This window comes from Rhizobium sp. S96 (assembly GCF_030382195.1).
In the GTDB taxonomy this organism is placed as follows: Bacteria; Pseudomonadota; Alphaproteobacteria; order Rhizobiales; family Rhizobiaceae; genus Rhizobium.
Window position 1 is genome coordinate 252,757 of the sequence record NZ_JAUDRY010000010.1, and the last position, 17,959, is coordinate 270,715.

At 60.4% G+C, this 17,959-nt stretch carries 18 protein-coding genes; 7 read left to right on the forward strand and 11 right to left on the reverse strand.

Features of this window, described 5'->3' with window-relative positions:
• Positions 1-83 precede the first annotated feature (83 nt).
• The 3 genes from QTL94_RS13400 to QTL94_RS13410 all read left to right on the forward strand — a co-directional run bounded on the left by QTL94_RS13400 (position 84) and on the right by QTL94_RS13410 (position 4,525).
• Positions 84-2,759, forward strand: a complete 2,676-nt coding sequence (locus QTL94_RS13400) for an FtsK/SpoIIIE family DNA translocase (RefSeq protein ID WP_289802202.1) — start codon at positions 84-86, stop codon at positions 2,757-2,759.
• A 137-nt stretch (positions 2,760-2,896) separates the two neighbouring features.
• Entirely contained in the window at positions 2,897-3,571 is a 675-nt protein-coding gene (locus QTL94_RS13405; RefSeq protein ID WP_065694545.1) for an outer membrane lipoprotein carrier protein LolA, read from the forward strand.
• Between the two features lie 150 nt (positions 3,572-3,721).
• A complete protein-coding gene (locus QTL94_RS13410; protein WP_289802203.1) occupies positions 3,722-4,525 on the forward strand; it encodes an exodeoxyribonuclease III in 804 nt (267 codons plus the stop codon).
• Positions 4,526-4,541: 16 nt separating this feature from the next.
• On the opposite strand, the gene QTL94_RS13415 is transcribed toward QTL94_RS13410, so the two are convergent.
• Positions 4,542-4,997, reverse strand: coding sequence for a cyclic nucleotide-binding domain-containing protein (locus QTL94_RS13415; RefSeq protein WP_289802204.1), 456 nt, complete (start codon positions 4,995-4,997; stop codon positions 4,542-4,544).
• Between the two features lies 1 nt (position 4,998).
• On the reverse strand, positions 4,999-5,682 hold the full coding sequence (locus QTL94_RS13420; protein ID WP_065694542.1) for a response regulator transcription factor: 684 nt from the start codon (positions 5,680-5,682) through the stop codon (positions 4,999-5,001).
• 142 nt (positions 5,683-5,824) lie between these two features.
• On the opposite strand from QTL94_RS13420, the gene QTL94_RS13425 reads away from it, so the two are divergent.
• Complete coding sequence (locus QTL94_RS13425; protein ID WP_289802205.1) at positions 5,825-6,373, forward strand: L,D-transpeptidase family protein; 549 nt, start codon at positions 5,825-5,827, stop codon at positions 6,371-6,373.
• A 132-nt stretch (positions 6,374-6,505) separates the two neighbouring features.
• On the forward strand, positions 6,506-7,336 hold the full coding sequence (locus QTL94_RS13430) for an aldo/keto reductase (RefSeq protein WP_289802206.1): 831 nt from the start codon (positions 6,506-6,508) through the stop codon (positions 7,334-7,336).
• Between the two features lie 30 nt (positions 7,337-7,366).
• Here QTL94_RS13430 and QTL94_RS13435 read toward each other — a convergent pair whose 3' ends face one another.
• The 4 genes from QTL94_RS13435 to QTL94_RS13450 all read right to left on the reverse strand — a co-directional run bounded on the left by QTL94_RS13435 (position 7,367) and on the right by QTL94_RS13450 (position 11,346).
• Positions 7,367-7,930: a SixA phosphatase family protein gene (locus tag QTL94_RS13435; protein WP_065694539.1), complete on the reverse strand. Its 564-nt coding sequence runs from the start codon at positions 7,928-7,930 to the stop codon at positions 7,367-7,369.
• A gap of 119 nt (positions 7,931-8,049) precedes the next feature.
• The gene (gene leuC, locus QTL94_RS13440) at positions 8,050-9,459 is read right to left on the reverse strand and encodes a 3-isopropylmalate dehydratase large subunit (RefSeq protein WP_065694538.1); all 1,410 of its coding nucleotides are present in this window, start codon (positions 9,457-9,459) and stop codon (positions 8,050-8,052) included.
• Between the two features lie 246 nt (positions 9,460-9,705).
• The gene (locus tag QTL94_RS13445) at positions 9,706-10,530 is read right to left on the reverse strand and encodes an amino acid ABC transporter permease (RefSeq protein WP_065694537.1); all 825 of its coding nucleotides are present in this window, start codon (positions 10,528-10,530) and stop codon (positions 9,706-9,708) included.
• An 18-nt stretch (positions 10,531-10,548) separates the two neighbouring features.
• Complete coding sequence (locus QTL94_RS13450) at positions 10,549-11,346, reverse strand: transporter substrate-binding domain-containing protein (RefSeq protein ID WP_065694536.1); 798 nt, start codon at positions 11,344-11,346, stop codon at positions 10,549-10,551.
• Between the two features lie 297 nt (positions 11,347-11,643).
• On the opposite strand from QTL94_RS13450, the gene QTL94_RS13455 reads away from it, so the two are divergent.
• Positions 11,644-12,087: an SRPBCC family protein gene (locus QTL94_RS13455; RefSeq protein ID WP_065694535.1), complete on the forward strand. Its 444-nt coding sequence runs from the start codon at positions 11,644-11,646 to the stop codon at positions 12,085-12,087.
• 69 nt (positions 12,088-12,156) lie between these two features.
• Here QTL94_RS13455 and QTL94_RS13460 read toward each other — a convergent pair whose 3' ends face one another.
• Both QTL94_RS13460 and rplS read right to left on the reverse strand, forming a co-directional pair.
• Positions 12,157-13,035, reverse strand: coding sequence for an aldo/keto reductase family oxidoreductase (locus QTL94_RS13460; protein ID WP_289802207.1), 879 nt, complete (start codon positions 13,033-13,035; stop codon positions 12,157-12,159).
• Between the two features lie 197 nt (positions 13,036-13,232).
• On the reverse strand, positions 13,233-13,775 hold the full coding sequence (gene rplS, locus QTL94_RS13465; protein WP_065694533.1) for a 50S ribosomal protein L19: 543 nt from the start codon (positions 13,773-13,775) through the stop codon (positions 13,233-13,235).
• 344 nt (positions 13,776-14,119) lie between these two features.
• On the opposite strand from rplS, the gene QTL94_RS13470 reads away from it, so the two are divergent.
• Positions 14,120-15,577 carry an NCS1 family nucleobase:cation symporter-1 gene (locus QTL94_RS13470; protein ID WP_065694532.1) on the forward strand — a complete coding sequence of 486 codons (1,458 nt, stop codon included), beginning with the start codon at positions 14,120-14,122 and terminating at the stop codon, positions 15,575-15,577.
• 71 nt (positions 15,578-15,648) lie between these two features.
• Here QTL94_RS13470 and QTL94_RS13475 read toward each other — a convergent pair whose 3' ends face one another.
• From QTL94_RS13475 to rimM, 3 genes are all read right to left on the reverse strand, one after another.
• A complete protein-coding gene (locus tag QTL94_RS13475; protein WP_289802208.1) occupies positions 15,649-16,452 on the reverse strand; it encodes a class I SAM-dependent methyltransferase in 804 nt (267 codons plus the stop codon).
• Between the two features lie 120 nt (positions 16,453-16,572).
• Positions 16,573-17,253 carry a tRNA (guanosine(37)-N1)-methyltransferase TrmD gene (gene trmD, locus QTL94_RS13480; protein ID WP_065694606.1) on the reverse strand — a complete coding sequence of 227 codons (681 nt, stop codon included), beginning with the start codon at positions 17,251-17,253 and terminating at the stop codon, positions 16,573-16,575.
• Between the two features lie 8 nt (positions 17,254-17,261).
• Positions 17,262-17,846 carry a ribosome maturation factor RimM gene (gene rimM / locus QTL94_RS13485; RefSeq protein WP_289802209.1) on the reverse strand — a complete coding sequence of 195 codons (585 nt, stop codon included), beginning with the start codon at positions 17,844-17,846 and terminating at the stop codon, positions 17,262-17,264.
• Positions 17,847-17,959: the final 113 nt, after the last annotated feature.

Below are 17,959 nucleotides of genomic sequence, written 5' to 3' on the forward strand. Positions count from 1 at the left end.
TCCTTTGATTAGGTGGAGCGGACGCATTGGGCGCGAAGCGCATTGGCGATTCGCACGCTTTCAAGCATTGGACGGGTACACACATGGCAAGAAGCACATCGCCAGCAATGGATGGCCGGCCGGACCGTTTCTCCCTTTCGGGGTTCATGTTCCGGCAGGCGCAGACCCTTTTGGGCTTCGCTATCTTTTTGTTGCTGGCATTGGCGGTTGCAGCTCTCGCAACGTGGAATGTTGCCGATCCGAGCTACTCCTATGCGACAGGCAACGAGCCGACCAACATTCTCGGCTATGGCGGCGCCGCCTTCGCGGATATCCTCATGCAGTTCTTCGGGCTGGCCAGCGTCGTGGCGCTGCTGCCCGTCGTGGCCTGGGCGCTGGCGCTGATTTCCGGCCGTCGTTTTACCCGGATTCCGGCGCGCGCCGCGGCATGGGGCCTTGGCTCGGTGTTGTCGTGTGCTGTGCTTGGTTGCTTCCCGCCGCCCCTCACCTGGCCGATCCCGAATGGTATCGGTGGTGTCATCGGCGACATGATCCTGCGCTTCCCGGCGCTCTTCGTCGGCGCCTATCCGACTGGTGCCTTCGCCACAGCCGTCGGCTGTGTGTTTGCCGTTCCCTGTGTCTGGATGATGCTGTTTGCGGCCGGCATTGTTGGCCGTACCGAGGAGGAAGAGGCCGAAGAGGAAGAAGAGAACTATGCGGCGAGCCGCTCGAAGCTCCGGTCGGTCGGCGATGAGGATGAGGACGAAGAAGAAGGCGGTTGGCTTGCCTTCGGCGCCCTGACGCACGCCTGGTACATGAGCCAGGCGCGGATGCGCCGCCTGCTCGGCATGGGACCACGCAAGCGCCGGCAGGATGACTTCGAATCGCCGTACGACTTCAACGACGACGAATTCGGCAAGCTGAACGAACCCGTTCGTGCGAAGACGCCCACGGCACGTGGCGAACGGATGGATCCTTCGATGGAACCGCGCGCTGCCTCGCAGCGCCGCATCGTTTCTGCGCCCTCGATCTCTCTCAATGACGACGAAGACGACGACATGCCGTTCGACAGCGACATGCCGCCACGCCCGGCCGATATCCTTCCCGATGACGACGAGGACGACGGCTGGATGATGCGCGCCCCCGCCAAGCAGGCCGGTGGTCGCCCCGAGGCACGGGTTGTGCAGCCGTCAGCCCGTCCGAAACCCGGCGCGCGCGTCGAGCGCGAACAGCAGGGGTCGTTTATTCGCCCCGAAGGCTTCCAGCTGCCGTCGATGCATCTGCTGGCCGAGCCGAAAAATGTCGTGCGTGATTCAACGCTGTCGGCCGATGCTCTTGAGCAGAACGCCCGCATGCTCGAGGGCGTGCTTGAGGACTTTGGCGTCAAGGGCGAGATCATTCATGTTCGCCCCGGCCCCGTCGTCACGCTCTACGAACTGGAACCTGCGCCCGGCATCAAGTCTTCGCGTGTCATTGGCCTTGCCGATGACATCGCCCGCTCGATGAGCGCGATCGCCGCCCGCGTTGCCGTCGTTCCCGGCCGCAACGCGATCGGTATCGAATTGCCGAACTCGACCCGTGAGACCGTCTATCTGCGTGAGCTCATTGCCTCGCGCGATTTCGAGGGCTCGAAGGCCAAGCTCGCCATGGCGCTCGGCAAGACGATCGGCGGCGAAGCCGTCATCGCCGACCTCGCCAAGATGCCGCACCTGCTGGTTGCCGGTACCACCGGTTCCGGTAAATCCGTCGCCATCAACACGATGATCCTGTCGCTGCTCTACCGCCTGACGCCGGAGCAGTGCCGACTGATCATGATCGATCCGAAGATGCTCGAACTGTCGGTCTATGACGGCATTCCGCATCTGCTCTCGCCTGTCGTCACCGATCCCAAGAAGGCCGTCGTGGCGCTCAAGTGGACCGTCCGCGAGATGGAAGAGCGCTATAAGAAGATGTCGAAGATCGGTGTGCGCAATATCGACGGCTTCAACAGTCGTGTCGAGCAGGCGCTGGCCAAGGGCGAAGTGATCTCGCGCACGGTGCAAACGGGCTTCGATCGCCACACCGGCGAGGCGATGTACGAGACCGAAGAATTCGACCTGCAGCCGATGCCTTACATAGTCGTCATCATCGACGAAATGGCCGACCTGATGATGGTGGCCGGCAAGGATATCGAAGGCGCGGTGCAGCGTCTGGCGCAGATGGCGCGTGCGGCCGGCATCCACGTCATCATGGCGACGCAGCGGCCCTCCGTCGACGTCATCACCGGCACGATCAAGGCCAACTTCCCGACCCGCATCTCCTTCCAGGTGACGTCGAAGATCGACAGCCGCACGATCCTTGGTGAACAGGGCGCCGAACAGCTGCTTGGCATGGGCGACATGCTCTACATGGCCGGCGGCGGCCGCATCCAGCGTGTCCATGGTCCTTTCGTGGCCGACATGGAAGTCGAGGAAATCGTTGCCTATCTGAAGACGCAGGGCTCGCCGCAGTACCTCGACGCCATCACTGCCGATGACGACGAGGACGGCGATTATGGTGGCGGTCCCTCCGGCACATCCAACCTCTCCGATTCCGATGATCCCTATGATCAGGCCGTCGCAATTGTATTGCGTGACGGAAAGGCTTCGACGTCGTATATTCAGCGCAGGCTGGGTATCGGTTACAACAGAGCCGCTTCGTTGATCGAGCGGATGGAGCAGGAAGGCATCATCGGGCCGGCAAACCATGCAGGCAAACGTGAGATCCTCGTTCCTACCGAAGGCGACGTCCTGGACCGCTAAATATCGGAGATTGTTTCCGTGCAACTGGCCTTCACGGAAACCTGATCGCTCGCAAAGCGTTACCTTCCGCAGGCTTGCGAATACGCCATGAAGACGCCGCGTTTCAGCAGCATGCAGATTGCATAGAGGAGATATTGATGACCCACTCCGATTCATACCTGGACCGTATTTCGCTGACCCGGCGCCATATGCTCGGCGCAATGGTAGTCGCTGCGGCCTCCACGGCGATCCCTTTGACCGTTTTCGCGCAGGCGGCGTCGGCCGCTTCGAATAACGCGACAGCGCAGGCGATCGCCGATCACTTTTCCAGTGTCGCGACAATGCAGGGCGAGTTCGTCCAGTTCGGCCCGCGCGGCGAGCAGACAGGCGGCAAGTTCTATATCCAGCGTCCCGGAAAGCTTCGCTTCAACTACGACAATCCGTCGCCGATCCGTGTGATTGCTGACGGAAAGAATGTCGCGGTCGGCAACATGAAGCTCAAGACCTGGGATCTTTACCCACTGTCGAAGACGCCCCTCAGCCTCCTTCTGGCGCAACGCATCGACCTGTCGGCGGGTTCAGTGAAGAGCGTGAAGGTCGAGTCGGACCTCACCACGATTGCCTTGGGCAACAATACCGTATTCGGCAATTCGACGATCACCATGATGTTCGACCCGAAGACATACGATCTGCGGCAGTGGACTATCACCGACAACCAGGGCAAGGACACCTCCGTGATGGTCTTCAACGTCAAGACCGGCGTCCAGTTCGACGACAAGGTCTTCAAGGTGCCTTACGAAGTTATTCCGGGTACAGCCGCTTACCGCGACTGACCCCGGGGTACAGCCGCGTACCGCGGCTGACCCATCCGGCCCGTGACAAGGCGCCTTGCATTCGCGGGGCGCTTTTTCTTTGTCTATGTCCGTTCCATCCGCGCAGGCTTTGTTCTAAAGCCAGTCCAATCGCGTTTGAAAGGGAGTCGAATGGGTTTCTCGATCACCACCTGGAATATCAATTCCGTTCGGCTTCGCATGCCACTCGTTGAGCAGTTGGTGCTGAAACATCGGCCCGATATCCTTTGCCTTCAAGAAACCAAGGTGCCGAACGAGCTCTTTCCCCACGCTCCGCTCCGCGCCATGGGCTATGAGCACATCATCATCCACGGCCAGAAGGGCTACCATGGTGTTGCGATTGCTTCGCGGTTTCCGCTGACGGAAGACCACCGTCAGGATTACTGCAAGGTCGGCGACGCGCGCCATATCTCGGCGGTTTTCGAGCGCGGCGGCCGTCGCATTCGTCTCCACAATTTCTACGTTCCGGCTGGTGGCGACGAGCCCGATCGGGAGATCAATGCGAAGTTCGGTCACAAGCTTGATTTCATCGAGGAAATGAAGCTGCTCAAGGCGAACGGCGAGGTTGGTACGTCGTCAATTCTCGTCGGCGATCTCAACATCGCGCCGCACGAGCACGACGTCTGGTCACACAAGCAGCTTCTGAAGATCGTAAGCCACACGCCTGCCGAAACCGAGGGCTTGCTTGACGTGATGAAGCGCGGCGCATGGCTCGATCTGATGCGCCAGCAGGTTCCGATCAACGAGAAGCTTTACACTTGGTGGAGTTACCGTGCGAAGGACTGGGAAGCAGCCGATCGTGGCCGCCGCCTGGATCATATCTGGTCGTCGGTCGACCTCGGACCGCATTTGCAGCGGATCGACGTCGTCAAGGAAGCTCGCGGCTGGGAACGCCCGTCCGATCATGTGCCGGTGACGGCGCATTTCGATCTCTAGGCCAAGAGCAGATCGGTCAGGAAAAGCGATGAAGTTCGGCGGCGGCTTTTGCCGCCAGAGCAGCGATATTGTCGCGTATGCGCGCTTCGATCAGGAGCGCCGCCTCGGGATATTCCTCGATCAGGCGATGAAACAGCGATCGCGTGATGCGGATGACGCCTGCATCCTCTTTCGCGATCGCCGTGAACTTGCGCTCGACCAGAGTGACCAGTGCGAGCTCGGATAGCAACGTACCCTCGCCAACGTTCGCCTGCACCTCAGGCTGGCCATCGCGGCCGGTTCGGCTGAGCTCGACCGTACCACTCAGGATAACATAGGCGCTTTCTGCCGGCGACCCTTCGCGGAACAGCATCTGCCCCTGAGAGATCGTGCGCCGATCGGCGCCGAAGGCGATCAGCCGAAGCTGATCCTCCGACATTTCGTTGAACAGTGGCAGCTGCGACAGCAGCCGGATATCGTCGTTCAGTGCCATCTTACGGTATGATCTTGTAGCCGCCGTTTTCCGTCACCAGAATCTCGGCATTTGACGGATCGCGCTCGATCTTCTGACGCAGGCGATAGACATGGGTTTCCAACGTGTGGGTTGTCACGCCCGAATTGTAACCCCAGACTTCCTCAAGCAGCACATCGCGGGTCACGACCTTCTGCTCGGCGCGATAGAGATACCGGATAATCGCGGCCTCTTTTTCCGTGAGGCGGATCTTCTGCCCATTGTCGGTCGTCAGGAGCTTCTGGCTCGGCTTGAATACATAGGGGCCAACGCTGAACGTGGCGTCCTCGCTCTGCTCATGTTGGCGCAGCTGCACGCGGATGCGAGCCAGGAGCACGGCGAACCGGAACGGCTTTGTCACGTAATCGTTGGCACCGGCTTCGAGACCAAGGATCGTGTCCGAATCGGTATCATGGCCGGTCAGCATGATGATGGGCGCCTTCAGGCCTCCCTTGCGCAACAGCTTGACGGCCTCGCGGCCATCCATGTCAGGCAGCCCGACATCCATGATCAGCAGATCGATCGGCGTTGCTCGAGCGCGTTCCACGCCCTTTGCAGCTGTTGCTTCCTGCAAAACAGTAAACTCGTCGTACAGCGACAGCTGTTCCGTGAGTGTTTCGCGGAGGTCATCGTCATCGTCCACCAATAGAATGGTGCGTGCGGTCATGCGGCTCTGTCCTCGCCATCTGGTTCCTTAGTCCTACGCCAATTTCGATCATTGGCAAAGATCAGGAGACCAAGCTGTTGTCGTATATGGTGCTATATGATTTCAATCTTACCCCAAGCAATTGCCAAGACATGTGAGAAAGATGGAAAAAACAAGGCGGTCGCGCGCTATACAATCCACGATCATTACCGTTCGACCAGCACCGGGTCAGAAAAGTCGTGCATTGGTTCAATTCGGTGCAATCGTCGTGCCTGCCGCGATTGGCCGTTCGGGCCGGACTGTGTTGAAACGTGAAGGTGATGGCGCAACGCCGATCGCATCGATGAAAGTGCTCTCCGGTTTTCGGCACGGAGACCGGCCGACACGCCTGCAGACCCCACTGCCGATTCGCCGGATTCGCGGAGACATGCTGTGGTGTGACCAGCCGGAGGACCCCAACTACAATCGCCTGGTCAAGGCGCCGTTTCGGCCAAGCCACGAAGAGATGAAGCGCCAGGATGGTTTGTACGACGTCTGCCTCGTCATGGACTGGAACGTCACGTCACGGGCGCGCAACCGAGGCTCGGCGATCTTCTTCCACATGATCAAGCCGGGCTATGAGCCGACCGCGGGCTGTGTTGCTGTCCACCCTCGCGATATGCGTCGCCTGCTGCCGTTCATACGCAAGGGTACGGTCGTCCGCGTTCTCTAGCGTGGGGGTGATAATCGAGGTTCGCTGACCTATATGCGTCACCACCGGCGCTTGGGCCGAATGCGCGCAGGTAAACCGGGGCTGCGGGTCAATATACCCGATCGAATTCAATGATTCTTGCGGAGACTTAGTGTGGCACAACAATCCATCATTACCTTTCATGACGGACATTCCATTCCCCAGGTCGGCCTCGGTGTATGGCGGACGCCCGATGACATTGCGGCGCCGACCGTGCGGACGGCAATTGCGGCCGGTTACCGCCATGTGGACACGGCGGCCGTCTACGAAAACGAGGATGGCGTTGGCGAGGGCATCCGTTCCTCCGGCGTCGACCGCAAGGACATCTTTCTGACGACGAAGCTTTGGAACAATGATCAGGGTTACGAATCAACGCTCAAGGCCTTCGAGAAGAGCTTGAAGCGGCTCGGCACCGACTATGTCGACCTTTATCTGATCCATTGGCCCGCGCCGACGCGCAATCGCTATGTCGATAGCTGGAAAGCCCTGATCAAGCTGAAGAAGGACGGCCTTGCGCGTTCGATCGGCGTCTCGAACTTCTATCCCGAGCATATCGAGCGCCTGATCACCGAAACCGGTGTCGTGCCTGTTATCAACCAGATCGAGCTGCATCCTGATTTTCAGCAGAAGGTCGCGCAGGAGGCTCACAAGAAGCTGAACATCGTCACGCAGTCCTGGAGCCCCCTTGGTCAGGGCAAGCTGATCGACCATCCTGTCATCGGCGCAATCGCCAAGAAGCATGGCAAGACACCGGCGCAGGTGATCATTCGCTGGCATATGGATAGCGGCCTCGTTGTCATTCCGAAATCGGTGACGCCATCGCGCATCGTCGAGAACTTCGAGGTCTTCGACTTCAAGCTCGATGGCGAAGACATGGGCGTGATCGCCAAGCTCGACAACACCGGCGCTCGCATCGGGCCGGATCCGAAGACAGCAACATTCTGACTACGGCAGGGCGGCGCAAGCCGCCCTTTTTCATTCATGGTTGGAGAGCGCTGCGGCGAGTACGCGGGGCGTGACGAAACGTTCAAGTCGCCCGCTGCCCGACGATACGTCCGCCCAGCCGTCGGCCTCGAAGGAAATGACGGCGAGGCCACCCGTGGGAAATTTCTCTGATATCTGTTTGCGCATCTCGGCATCACCGCTACCGACAAGCCAATTCGCAAAATCCTGAAGACCGGGATTGTGTCCCACCATCATCACGGTTCGGTCATTCGGATCCACCGCTGCGAGAATGTCGACCAGACGGGTGGTTGAGGCTTCGTAGAGCTCGGGGACGTCCTGCCGGGGGATCGGGTGTGGCAGCTCCTTCGCCACCAGCTTCCATGTCTCCTGCGTACGCCGCGCCGTGGAGACCAGAACACTGTCGGGAAAGAGCCGCTCCCGCGCCATATAGGCGCCGATCATCGGAGCAGCCTTGAGCCCACGGTCGGCCAGCGGACGGTCGTGGTCTTCGACATCAGGTGGCCAGGCGGATTTGGCATGTCGCAGAAGAAAGAGATATCGCCGGCTTGGCGAGGGGCCGCTTTGTGTTTTCATGTCGCTCACCCGAAAAGTGCAGGCAAAGGTCTGTCGGTGTCATTGTCTCACCGAAGGCGCGGCATGTCTTGCGGAGATAGGATGTCTCCCTCACCGGATGGCGAGGGAGACGATAGCAGTTAGTTCCACTCGCGGATATCGACGAAGTGGCCGGCGATCGCCGCAGCTGCCGCCATGGCCGGCGAGACCAGATGCGTGCGGCCCTTGAAGCCCTGACGGCCTTCGAAGTTGCGGTTGGACGTCGATGCGCAACGTTCACCCGGCTTCAGGCGGTCGTCGTTCATGGCCAGGCACATGGAACAGCCAGGCTCGCGCCAGTCGAAACCGGCAGCCTTGAAGATCTTGTCGAGCCCTTCCGCTTCTGCCTGTTCCTTCACGAGGCCGGAGCCTGGAACGATCATGGCGTTGACGGTCGAAGCAACGGTCTTGCCTTCGACGACCTTGGCGACTTCGCGCAGATCTTCGATACGGCCGTTCGTGCAGGAGCCGATGAAGACGCGGTCCAGCGTGATGTCGGTCATCTTGGTGCCGGGCTTCAGGCCCATGTAGTCGAGCGCGCGCCACTTGGAGCTACGCTTGTTCTCGTCCTGGATCTCGTCCGGGTTCGGAACGACGCCCTGTACGGAGATGACGTCTTCAGGCGAGGAGCCCCAGGATACGATCGGCGGCAGAGAAGCGGCGTCGAGAACGACGACGCGGTCGTAGTGAGCGCCTTCGTCGGTCTGCAGCGTCTTCCAGTAGGCGATTGCCTGCTCCAGCGTTTCGCCCTTCGGCGCGCGCGGCTTGCCCTTGATGTACTCGAAGGTCTTTTCGTCAGGCGCGATCAGGCCGGCGCGGGCGCCGCCTTCGATCGTCATGTTGCAGATCGTCATGCGGCCTTCCATCGACAGCGCGCGAATGGCTTCGCCCGCGAATTCGATGACGTGGCCCGTGCCGCCGGCAGTACCGATCTCGCCGATGATGGCAAGGATGATGTCCTTGGCGGTGACGTGCGGCGGAAGCTGGCCATCGACACGCACGAGCATGTTCTTGGCCTTCTTCTGGATCAGCGTCTGGGTGGCGAGAACGTGCTCGACTTCCGAGGTGCCGATGCCGTGCGCCAGCGCGCCGAAAGCGCCGTGGGTCGACGTGTGGCTATCGCCGCAGACGATCGTCATGCCAGGCAGGGTAAAGCCCTGCTCGGGACCAACGATGTGAACGATGCCCTGACGCTTGTCGTTCTCGGAGTAGTACTCGACGTTGAACTCGGCGGCATTGATGGCAAGCTGCTCGACCTGGATGCGGCTTTCCTCGTTCTTGATGCCGAGGTGGCGATCAGGCGAGGTCGGAACGTTGTGATCGACCACGGCCAGCGTCTTTTCCGGCGCGCGAACCTTGCGGCCGGTCATGCGCAGGCCTTCGAAAGCCTGCGGCGAGGTGACTTCGTGGACCAGGTGGCGGTCGATATAGAGAAGACAGGTGCCGTCTTGCTGCTCGTCGACCAGATGGTCGTCCCAGATCTTGTCGTAGAGGGTACGCGGTGCGCTCATGGCGGTAGGTCCGTTTTTGGATGCGTATGGATAGATGGAGCTTTAATGGCGGACAGGTCCGCCGGCCGTCATTCGATCAACGAAGTCGGCTGTTGAGTGCGCCGGAAACGGCCGCAAAAAAGCGTGCCGGCAGACGATAGTGATCCTGCAGCACGAAAACATGGGCGCCAATGCAACTGAACTTGGATTCCATGAGCCGTCACATATCAATTTTTGGCGACGGCGGCAATTCGAATCGTTCAGCCGCTATCGACGTTCCTTCCCGCGCATTCGTTTCTCCACTTGCCTCAGGGCAAGCGACAGCCCGATCGTCAGGATCAGGTAGATATAGGTGACGATCGAGTAGGTTTCAAAGAAGCGGAACGAGCCGGATGCGTAGATCTTGCCCATCTGGGTGATGTCGGAAACGCCGAGGACGGACACAAGGGACGAGTCTTTCACCATCGCCACGAAGTCGTTGGAGAGCGGCGGAAAGATCACCTTGATCGCTTGCGGAAAGACGACGAGGCGGAAACGGTGATAGCGCGACAGGCCGAGCGCCTTGGCCGCCTCGATCTGTCCGTGGTCAACGGACTGGATGCCGGCGCGGAAGACTTCGGCGATGAACGAGGAATAGCCGATCATCAACGCAATGATCGCCCGCCACATCAGGGAAAAGTCGCGCACCATGATCGGCTCTGCGAGGCCAGCGCGAACCAGCGGCGTGATGATCACGTTGTAGGCCGCAACGATGGCGGGTGCGCCGACGAAGGCGACATAGAACAGCAGTACCAGCATGGGGACGCCGCGGATGACCTCGACGTAGAAGCGTGAGATCTGCCTGAGGATGACGCTGTCGGAGAGGCCGAGCAGGGCGATGCCGAGACCGAGAATGATGGCGAGCGCAAAGCCCACCAGTGTCACGAATATGGTGATGCCGACACCGTTGAAAACGGTGCGGAAAACCTGGGCGTAGATATCGTTGGTGACAATCACGACGGCAAGGATGATGCCGATGACGACGAGGGCGACCAACCACCAGGGGTAGTCGCCCTTGCTATGTCCGCCGGGAGCCGGCTGCGGAGCTAACATTGAGGAACGGAGGCCTTGTTATTCGCCCATCTTGTAGTCGAGGAACCACTTCTTGTTCAGTGCATCGAAGGTACCGTCGGCCTTGAGGCTCGCAATAGCGGCGTTGACCGGCGCGACAAGATCCGAACCCTTCGGGAAAATGAAGCCGAAGTCCTCGGTGCCAAGCGGACCGCCAATGACCTTCAGGCCACCGTTCGAGGCATCGACATAGCCCTTGGCGGCAACGCTATCAGTCAAGACCACATCGACGTCGCCGGCCTTGAGAGCCTGCACGGTTGCGCCGAAGGTCTCGAACAGCTTGATGCGCGGGTTCTGTTCATTGCCGTCGAGGATTTCGTAGACAGCCGTGTAGAAGGGCGAGGTGCCTGGCTGCGCGCCGACCAGACCATCATTGAAGGCGCCAAAGGTCTTGGCGTCGGTGAAGCGACCCTCATCGCCGCGCACCAGCATGAACTGCTGCGAGCGCATGTAGGGATCGGAGAAGTCCACCTTGGCCTTGCGGTCATCCTTGATGGTGATGCCGGTCATGCCGATGTTGTACTGATTGTCGGAGACTGCCTGGATCATCGCGTCCCAGCTGGTGTTCTGGTATTCGACCTTGAAGTTCAGTCGCTTGGCGATCTCGTTCATCGCGTCATATTCCCAGCCGATTGCCTTGCCCGACTTCGGATCGACGAACTGCAACGGGGGATACGCATTCTCGGTGACGACGACGACGCTCTTGCCCTTCAGATCAGGCAGATCGGCAGCCAGGGTTGCCAGCGGCGACAGGATGAGAGCGGTCAGTCCAGCAAGGACGGTGCGGCGGAACGGCATTGAATTATCTCCCCAAAATTTAGCTCGCGGAACCTGTCATAGTTGCGAAGCCGATGGCAAGAGGATTGGCGCGCGGCGACGCCGGAAAACCGGAATGACGGCCTAAAAACCGGGGATTTGTGGGAAGGAAATTCGTGGGTCGTGTGTCTCTTGTATAATGCTCCCCCAGAGGGGCGGAAGCTTCGGTTCCACTCATCGGACATTCCACTTGAACAAAAAGCCGATCGCATGTCGGATTGGCGGGGCCGCGTCCGTCCTTGGGACTGACACACGGTATCAATCTAGGAGGAGCAAGACATGCCCAGTACCGTCCGCCTGCACCGCGTTCTCGCGACCAAGCCGGAGAAGGTCTATCGCGCCTTTCTTGAAGCCGACGCGCTGGCCAAATGGCTTCCACCGAACGGCTTTGTCTGCACCGTCCATCATCTGGAGCCCGTCGTCGGCGGTACGTTCAGAATGTCGTTCAGGAATTTCACGACAGGCAACAGCCATGCCTTTGGCGGCGAATATACCGAACTCGTCGAAGGCCAGCGCCTCCGCTACACCGACCGCTTCGACGATCCCAACCTGCCGGGCCAAATGGACGTGACGATCAACCTGAAGAAGGTCTCGGTCGGGACCGAGGTGGATATCGTTCAGGCCGGCATTCCCGACCTCATCCCGCCGGAAGCCTGCTATCTCGGCTGGCAGGAATCGCTGCGCAACCTCGCCCGGCTGGTCGAGCCCGAGATCGCCGAGTAATCGGACGCCAGCCAGCTTCGGAACGAAAGGGCGACCAAAGGCCGCCTTTTCGTTCATCGCGTATGTTTTCTAGATGGTCTCGCCCGATGCGATGCTGTCGAGTTTCTCGATGGCGTCTGCCGGCAATGTAATGTCGGCGACCGCGAGATTTTCCCTGAGATGGGCGCGCGACGAGGTTCCAGGGATCAGCAGGATGTTGGGCGCGCGTTGCAGGAGCCAAGCCAGGGCGACCTGCATTGGTGTCGCGCCGAGCGAGACCGCGACATCAGAAAGAGCTGAAGACTGCAGCGGCGAGAAGCCGCCAAGCGGGAAGAATGGGACATAGGCAGTCCCTTGCGCCGCGAGCTGTTCGATCAGAGCATCATCCTGGCGGTGCGCAAGGTTGTATTGGTTCTGGACGCAGACGATCTCCGTGATCTTGCGGCCATCGGCGATTTGCCTGGCTGTGACGTTGGACAGACCAATGTGCTTGATAAGGCCCTGGCGCTGCAGATCGGCGAGAACGGTCAGTGGCTCTTCCAGTGACCCTTCTGCAGGGCCGTGGACATCGAACATCGCACGCAGATTGACCACATCGATAACGTCAAGCCCGAGATTGGTGAGGTTGTCGTGGATCGCCTGCGTTAGCGCTTCTCGCGAGAAGGCTGGGTTCCACGATGCATCCGTTCCACGCGTCGCTCCCACCTTGGTCACGATGACGAGGTCATCCCTGTAGGGATGCAGTGCGTCGCGGATGATCTGGTTGGTGACGTGCGGTCCATAGAAGTCGCTGGTGTCTATGTGGTTGACGCCGCTTTCGACCGCTTCGCGCAACACGGCGATCGCTTCCGCGCCATCCCTTGGTGGCCCGAAGACGCCTTTGCCGGCAAGCTGCATGGCGCCGTAGCCGAGGCGCAGCACCGTGCGGTCGCCAAGCGTGAATATGCCTGATTTTTCGAGATTGGACATTGTCTACTCCGTTTCAACACAGAGCAGACATAGGGCAGCCCGCTGTTTGCGATAACCGGACACTTGCTGCACGGGCTGTTCGGAATTTTGAACAATGGCTGATGGAGCGGCGCGATTAACGCGTAACCGGTGCCACCATGCGCAACAAAAAAGGCGACCCGAAGGTCGCCTTTTCTTCAATCCCTGAGGATTGAAACTTATTCTGCTGCCGGCTCGGCTGCAGCGGCAGCAGCTGCTTCTGCAGCGGCCTTGGCTTCAGCGGCTTCCTGTGCTGCCTTTTCGGCTGCCAGCGCCTGAGCTGCTGCAACCTTTTCGGCTTCCAGGCGTGCCTTTTCCTCAGCAATAGCCTGACGCTCTGCGTCGTTGAGCTTGCGGGCGCGAACGCCGGTGTCTTCAACGATACGGGCAGACTTACCGCGACGGTCGCGCAGGTAGTAGAGCTTCGCGCGACGGACCTTACCGCGGCGAACGACTTCTACGCTTTCGATTGCCGGGGAGTAGACCGGGAATACGCGCTCGACGCCTTCGCCGTAGGAGATCTTGCGGACCGTGAAGTTTTCCTGCAGACCGCCGCCGGAGCGAGCAATGCAAACGCCTTCGTAGGCCTGAACGCGCGTACGCGAACCTTCAGTAACCTTCACGTTGACGCGGACGGTATCGCCCGGGGAGAATTCCGGGAGCGTGCGCTTGGCTTCGATCTTGGCGACCTGTTCGGCCTCAAGCTGCTGAATGATGTTCATGACTCAACCTCTTTGTTGGTTCAACAGCCAGAGCGCTCTGACGATCTATCCTTGGTCGAGCCGCAGATATTTGCCGGTGAGGGCAGGAGCGAATTCGTCTGTTTTTCTTTGCGTGGTTGATGGGAGTTTTCCCATTCCGGGCGTGCGCATACCGCATTGCGGAGGCTTTGTCACCCCTTGGTCCTGAAATTTCACGGGCATTCGCCGTCAGATGCGGCCTTTTCCGGCGCTGCACAATATCAAGTCTGTGACTCATTTGATTAAATATTTGTCAAATGCACACGTCGAGAGCAGATTCGTGCATGGATCAAATTGTGATCCGTGGGAGTTTCGGAGGGGAATGAATGACAATAAACAATCCGTCGTCCTCATTGCATAACGAGGACCTGGCGCCTGCTACGGAGAGGAAGTGGGGCGCCTTCAGCATCTTCAATGTGTGGACCTCAGACGTTCACAGTTTGTGGGGCTATTATCTCGCCGCCAGCCTTTTCCTGCTGTGCGGCAGCTTCATCAATTTCGTCATCGCGATCGGCATCGGGTCGCTGGTGATCTTCTTCCTGATGAGCCTCGTCGGCAATGCCGGCGTGAAGACCGGCGTCCCGTTCCCCGTGCTGGCGCGTGCCTCGTTCGGCACCTTCGGCGCCAATGCACCGGCGCTCGTCCGAGCGGTCGTCGCATGCTTCTGGTACGGTGCGCAAACGGCGGCGGCATCAGGCGCGATCGTCGCTCTCCTCATTCGCAATGAGAGCATTCTCGCCTTTCATCAGAACAATCATCTGCTCAACCATTCGACGCTCGAGGTCATCTGCTATGTCGTCGTCTGGGCGCTGCAGCTCCTGATCATCCAGCGTGGGATGGAGACGGTGCGCAAGTTCCAGGATCTTGCCGGTCCTGCCGTCTGGATCATGATGCTCGTCCTCGCCGTCTATCTGGTGATCAAGGCGGGCACCTTCTCCTTCGGCAGCGAAATCCCGCGCGACGTGCTGCTCGAAAAGACCAGGGATGCTGGCGTTCCCGGTGAGCCTGGCTCCTTTCCCGCACTCGCCGCTGTCGCAGCAACCTGGATCACCTACTTTGCGGCGCTCTATCTGAATTTCTGCGACTTCTCGCGCTATGCCAAAGACGTGAAGACGTTGCGCAGGGGCAATCTCTGGGGCCTGCCGATCAACCTGCTCGCCTTCTGCCTAGTGGCGGGCGTCACCACGACGGCGGCCTTTACCGTCTACGGCGAGGTGCTGCTCCATCCGGAAGCCATCTCGGCCAAGTTCGACAGCTGGTTCCTGGCGCTGCTCGCGGCACTCACCTTCGCGGTGGCCACGCTCGGCATCAACGTCGTCGCCAACTTCGTGTCGCCGGCCTTCGACTTCTCGAACGTCTTCCCGAAACACATCAGCTTCAAGCGTGGCGGCTTCATCGCGGCGCTGATCGCGCTGGTGCTTTATCCGTTCGCCCCGTGGGAAACGGGTGCGGCGCACTTCGTCAACTTCATTGGGTCGACCATGGGCCCGATCTTCGGCGTGATGATGGTGGACTACTATCTGATCCGGAAGGGCGAGCTCAACGTTCCGGCACTCTATCGCGAGGATGGCGAATTCCGCTTCCAGGGCGGCTGGCACGTCAATGCTTTCATCGCGTTTGCGATCGGCGCGCTGTTCTCCTCGATCCTGCCGACCTTCACGTCGGTCCTGCCGCAATGGTGGGGGACTTACGGCTGGTTCTTCGGCGTCGGTATCGGCGGCGGGGTCTACTACATCCTGCGCATGAGCACCCGCGGTTCCGCCGTCGGCGCTGCATCGCGATAAACGGCATGCCCGGCTTCGGCCGGGCATTTCTGCGTCGTCGTCCCCATCCGCATCAGGGACGGCGGCGTTCCTCAGCCCGGCACGACGCCGCGACAGGCCCAGGCGACCGATGCAAAGGAGCGCGGCCCGTCCGGCCTGCCCGCCTCGTAGGCGCCGCGCACCGCCGCTTTCAGCCGCTCCCGTAAACCCGCCTCAAGATTGGAAACGTAGTGGCCGAGCGGTCCGTCTCCGCCGGTAAACGGCATCCAGTAGTCGTCGAAGGACTGGTAATCCATGCGGATCAGCAGCGAAGTCTGCTCGACTGACGCTAGCCCCTGGCTGACGAAGCTGTTCTTCATCTCGTCGAGCGCCGTCATCGGGCGGAAGCAATAGTTGCGCCGGAAGTCATGGCTGTTTTCGTCCAGAACGGCGGCGGTATCGAGCATCATCCGCATCCCGGGCATGCCGCCCATGTGGTCCCACACCGCGGCCGCGACCACGCCGCCCGGCCGCACCACCCGCCGCATCTCGGCAATGGCCTTGTCCGGGTCGGAGACGAAGTGCAACACCAGCAGGCAAAGCGCCAGGTCGAAGGCCTTATCCTCGAAGGGGAGCGCCGTCGCATCCGCCTGCCGGACGCTGATGCGTGGATCGGTATTGGTGCGGGCGACCTCGTCGACGAAGATCGGCGAGTAATCGATCGCGACGATCTCCTTGATCTTCGCTGCTTGCGGTAGGAAGAAGGTCAGACTGCCGTTACCGCAGCCAACATCTAGGACCCGCTCGCCATCCGAAAGCCCGGCGAAATCGACGAATAGTGGAGCGAGCCGCTTGCTCCAGCGGCCCATAAGCTGCTCGTATCCCCCTGCACTGCGGACATTGAAGCTCGATGTCATGGCAGCCTCCCTGTGCGGAGGGCTGAAAATAGACCCCGTGGAACGGCGTCGCAAGAGGCAGCGCCATCCGCTAGCGCGGTAACGCTTGTGGGCTCGCGAGGTTAAGTTGTCCCGGGCAAACTAGTCTTCCAGGAGATCCGGCCGCCGTTCGCGGGTCAGTTTTATTGCCTGCTCGCGGCGCCATTTGTCGATGGCTCCGTGGTTGCCCGAGGTGAGAATGGCAGGGATCTCCCGACCTTCCCATTCCTGCGGGCGGGTGTAGTGCGGATGTTCCAGCAACCCGCCCTCAAAGCTCTCGTGCAGGCCGGAGAGGTCGTTGCCCATGACGCCGGGCAGGATGCGAACGATGGCGTCGAGCACGGTCAGCGCCGCCGGTTCGCCGCCCGAGAGTACGTAGTCGCCGATCGACACCTCTTCCAATTCGCGCGCGTCGATCACCCGCTGGTCGACGCCCTCGAAGCGGCCGCAGACGATGATGACGCCGTCGCCGGATGCCAGTTTGCGAACGCGCTCCTGTGTCAGCGGCTTGCCGCGCGGGCTCATCAGCAGGCGAGGACGGCTGTCGTTTTCCGAAACGGTATCGATGGCGCGGGCAAGCACGTCAGGCTTCAGCACCATGCCGGCGCCGCCGCCGGCGGGCGTGTCATCGACAGTGCGGTGCTTGTCGGTGGCGAAATCGCGGATCTGCACGGCGTCGATCGCCCATTGGCCGCGTTCCATCGCCTTGCCGGCAAGGGAATAGCCGAGATGACCCGGAAACATTTCCGGGTAAAGCGTCAGCACCGTTGCCCGGAATGCCATCGCGTCGCTCACTTCTTCTTTTTCGGCTTGTCGTTATCAGGCTCGTCCGGCGTGAACTTCGGGCCGTCGTCGTCGCTGTCGACGAGACCTGCCGCCAGCGGATCGATGGTGATCTTGCCGCCTTCGAGGTCGATTTCCAGCACCGAGGCCTCTGAGAAGGGGATCAGCACCGGACGCTTGCCGGGTCCCTTGATCTCCAGGAGGTCGCCGGCGCCGAAGTCGAAGACGCCGGTCACCTTGCCGTAGCTGACACCGCTGTCATCCAGCGCTTCCAGGCCCTCGAGATCGGCGTAGAAGAATTCGTCTTCTTCCAGTTCGTCGTCGGGCAGGTTGTCGCGCTCGATATAGAGTTCCAGGCCGGTCAGAGCCTCGGCCGCGTTGCGGTCATTGACGCCACGGAAGCGGACGACGACCACATTCTTCATCTCGCGGATTTCGAGAATTTCGAAGGTGCGGCCGTCCATGCTGTGCAGGTGGCCGTAATCGCCGAGTGCGGTCGGATCGGCCGTATAGGCCTTGGCGCGCACTTCGCCGCGAATGCCCTGTGCACCGCCGATCGTTGCCATCAGCACCGGATTTTCAAGCTTTGTCATGGCGTCCCTAGTGTGAAGCCGGAGGTTTGGTTTCTCATAACCGAACTCAGCGGGAATGGAAACGAAAACGGGCGGCATGTCGCCATGCCGCCCGTTTCATGAAGGGAAGATCC

Coding starts and splice junctions, on each gene's coding strand:
- trmD (WP_065694606.1), bottom strand. CDS start 17,253: ATGGCATTCCGGGCAACGGTGCTGACGCTTTACCCGGAAATGTTTCCG.
- QTL94_RS13415 (WP_289802204.1), bottom strand. CDS start 4,997: ATGGCACTGAACGACGATATCCGGCTGCTGTCGCAGCTGCCACTGTTC.
- QTL94_RS13400 (WP_289802202.1), top strand. CDS start 84: ATGGCAAGAAGCACATCGCCAGCAATGGATGGCCGGCCGGACCGTTTC.
- QTL94_RS13450 (WP_065694536.1), bottom strand. CDS start 11,346: ATGCCGTTCCGCCGCACCGTCCTTGCTGGACTGACCGCTCTCATCCTG.
- QTL94_RS13405 (WP_065694545.1), top strand. CDS start 2,897: ATGACCCACTCCGATTCATACCTGGACCGTATTTCGCTGACCCGGCGC.
- QTL94_RS13445 (WP_065694537.1), bottom strand. CDS start 10,530: ATGTTAGCTCCGCAGCCGGCTCCCGGCGGACATAGCAAGGGCGACTAC.
- QTL94_RS13460 (WP_289802207.1), bottom strand. CDS start 13,035: ATGTCCAATCTCGAAAAATCAGGCATATTCACGCTTGGCGACCGCACG.
- rimM (WP_289802209.1), bottom strand. CDS start 17,846: ATGACAAAGCTTGAAAATCCGGTGCTGATGGCAACGATCGGCGGTGCA.
- rplS (WP_065694533.1), bottom strand. CDS start 13,775: ATGAACATCATTCAGCAGCTTGAGGCCGAACAGGTCGCCAAGATCGAA.
- QTL94_RS13425 (WP_289802205.1), top strand. CDS start 5,825: ATGGAAAAAACAAGGCGGTCGCGCGCTATACAATCCACGATCATTACC.
- QTL94_RS13455 (WP_065694535.1), top strand. CDS start 11,644: ATGCCCAGTACCGTCCGCCTGCACCGCGTTCTCGCGACCAAGCCGGAG.
- QTL94_RS13435 (WP_065694539.1), bottom strand. CDS start 7,930: ATGAAAACACAAAGCGGCCCCTCGCCAAGCCGGCGATATCTCTTTCTT.
- QTL94_RS13470 (WP_065694532.1), top strand. CDS start 14,120: ATGACAATAAACAATCCGTCGTCCTCATTGCATAACGAGGACCTGGCG.
- QTL94_RS13475 (WP_289802208.1), bottom strand. CDS start 16,452: ATGACATCGAGCTTCAATGTCCGCAGTGCAGGGGGATACGAGCAGCTT.
- QTL94_RS13420 (WP_065694542.1), bottom strand. CDS start 5,682: ATGACCGCACGCACCATTCTATTGGTGGACGATGACGATGACCTCCGC.
- leuC (WP_065694538.1), bottom strand. CDS start 9,459: ATGAGCGCACCGCGTACCCTCTACGACAAGATCTGGGACGACCATCTG.
- QTL94_RS13410 (WP_289802203.1), top strand. CDS start 3,722: ATGGGTTTCTCGATCACCACCTGGAATATCAATTCCGTTCGGCTTCGC.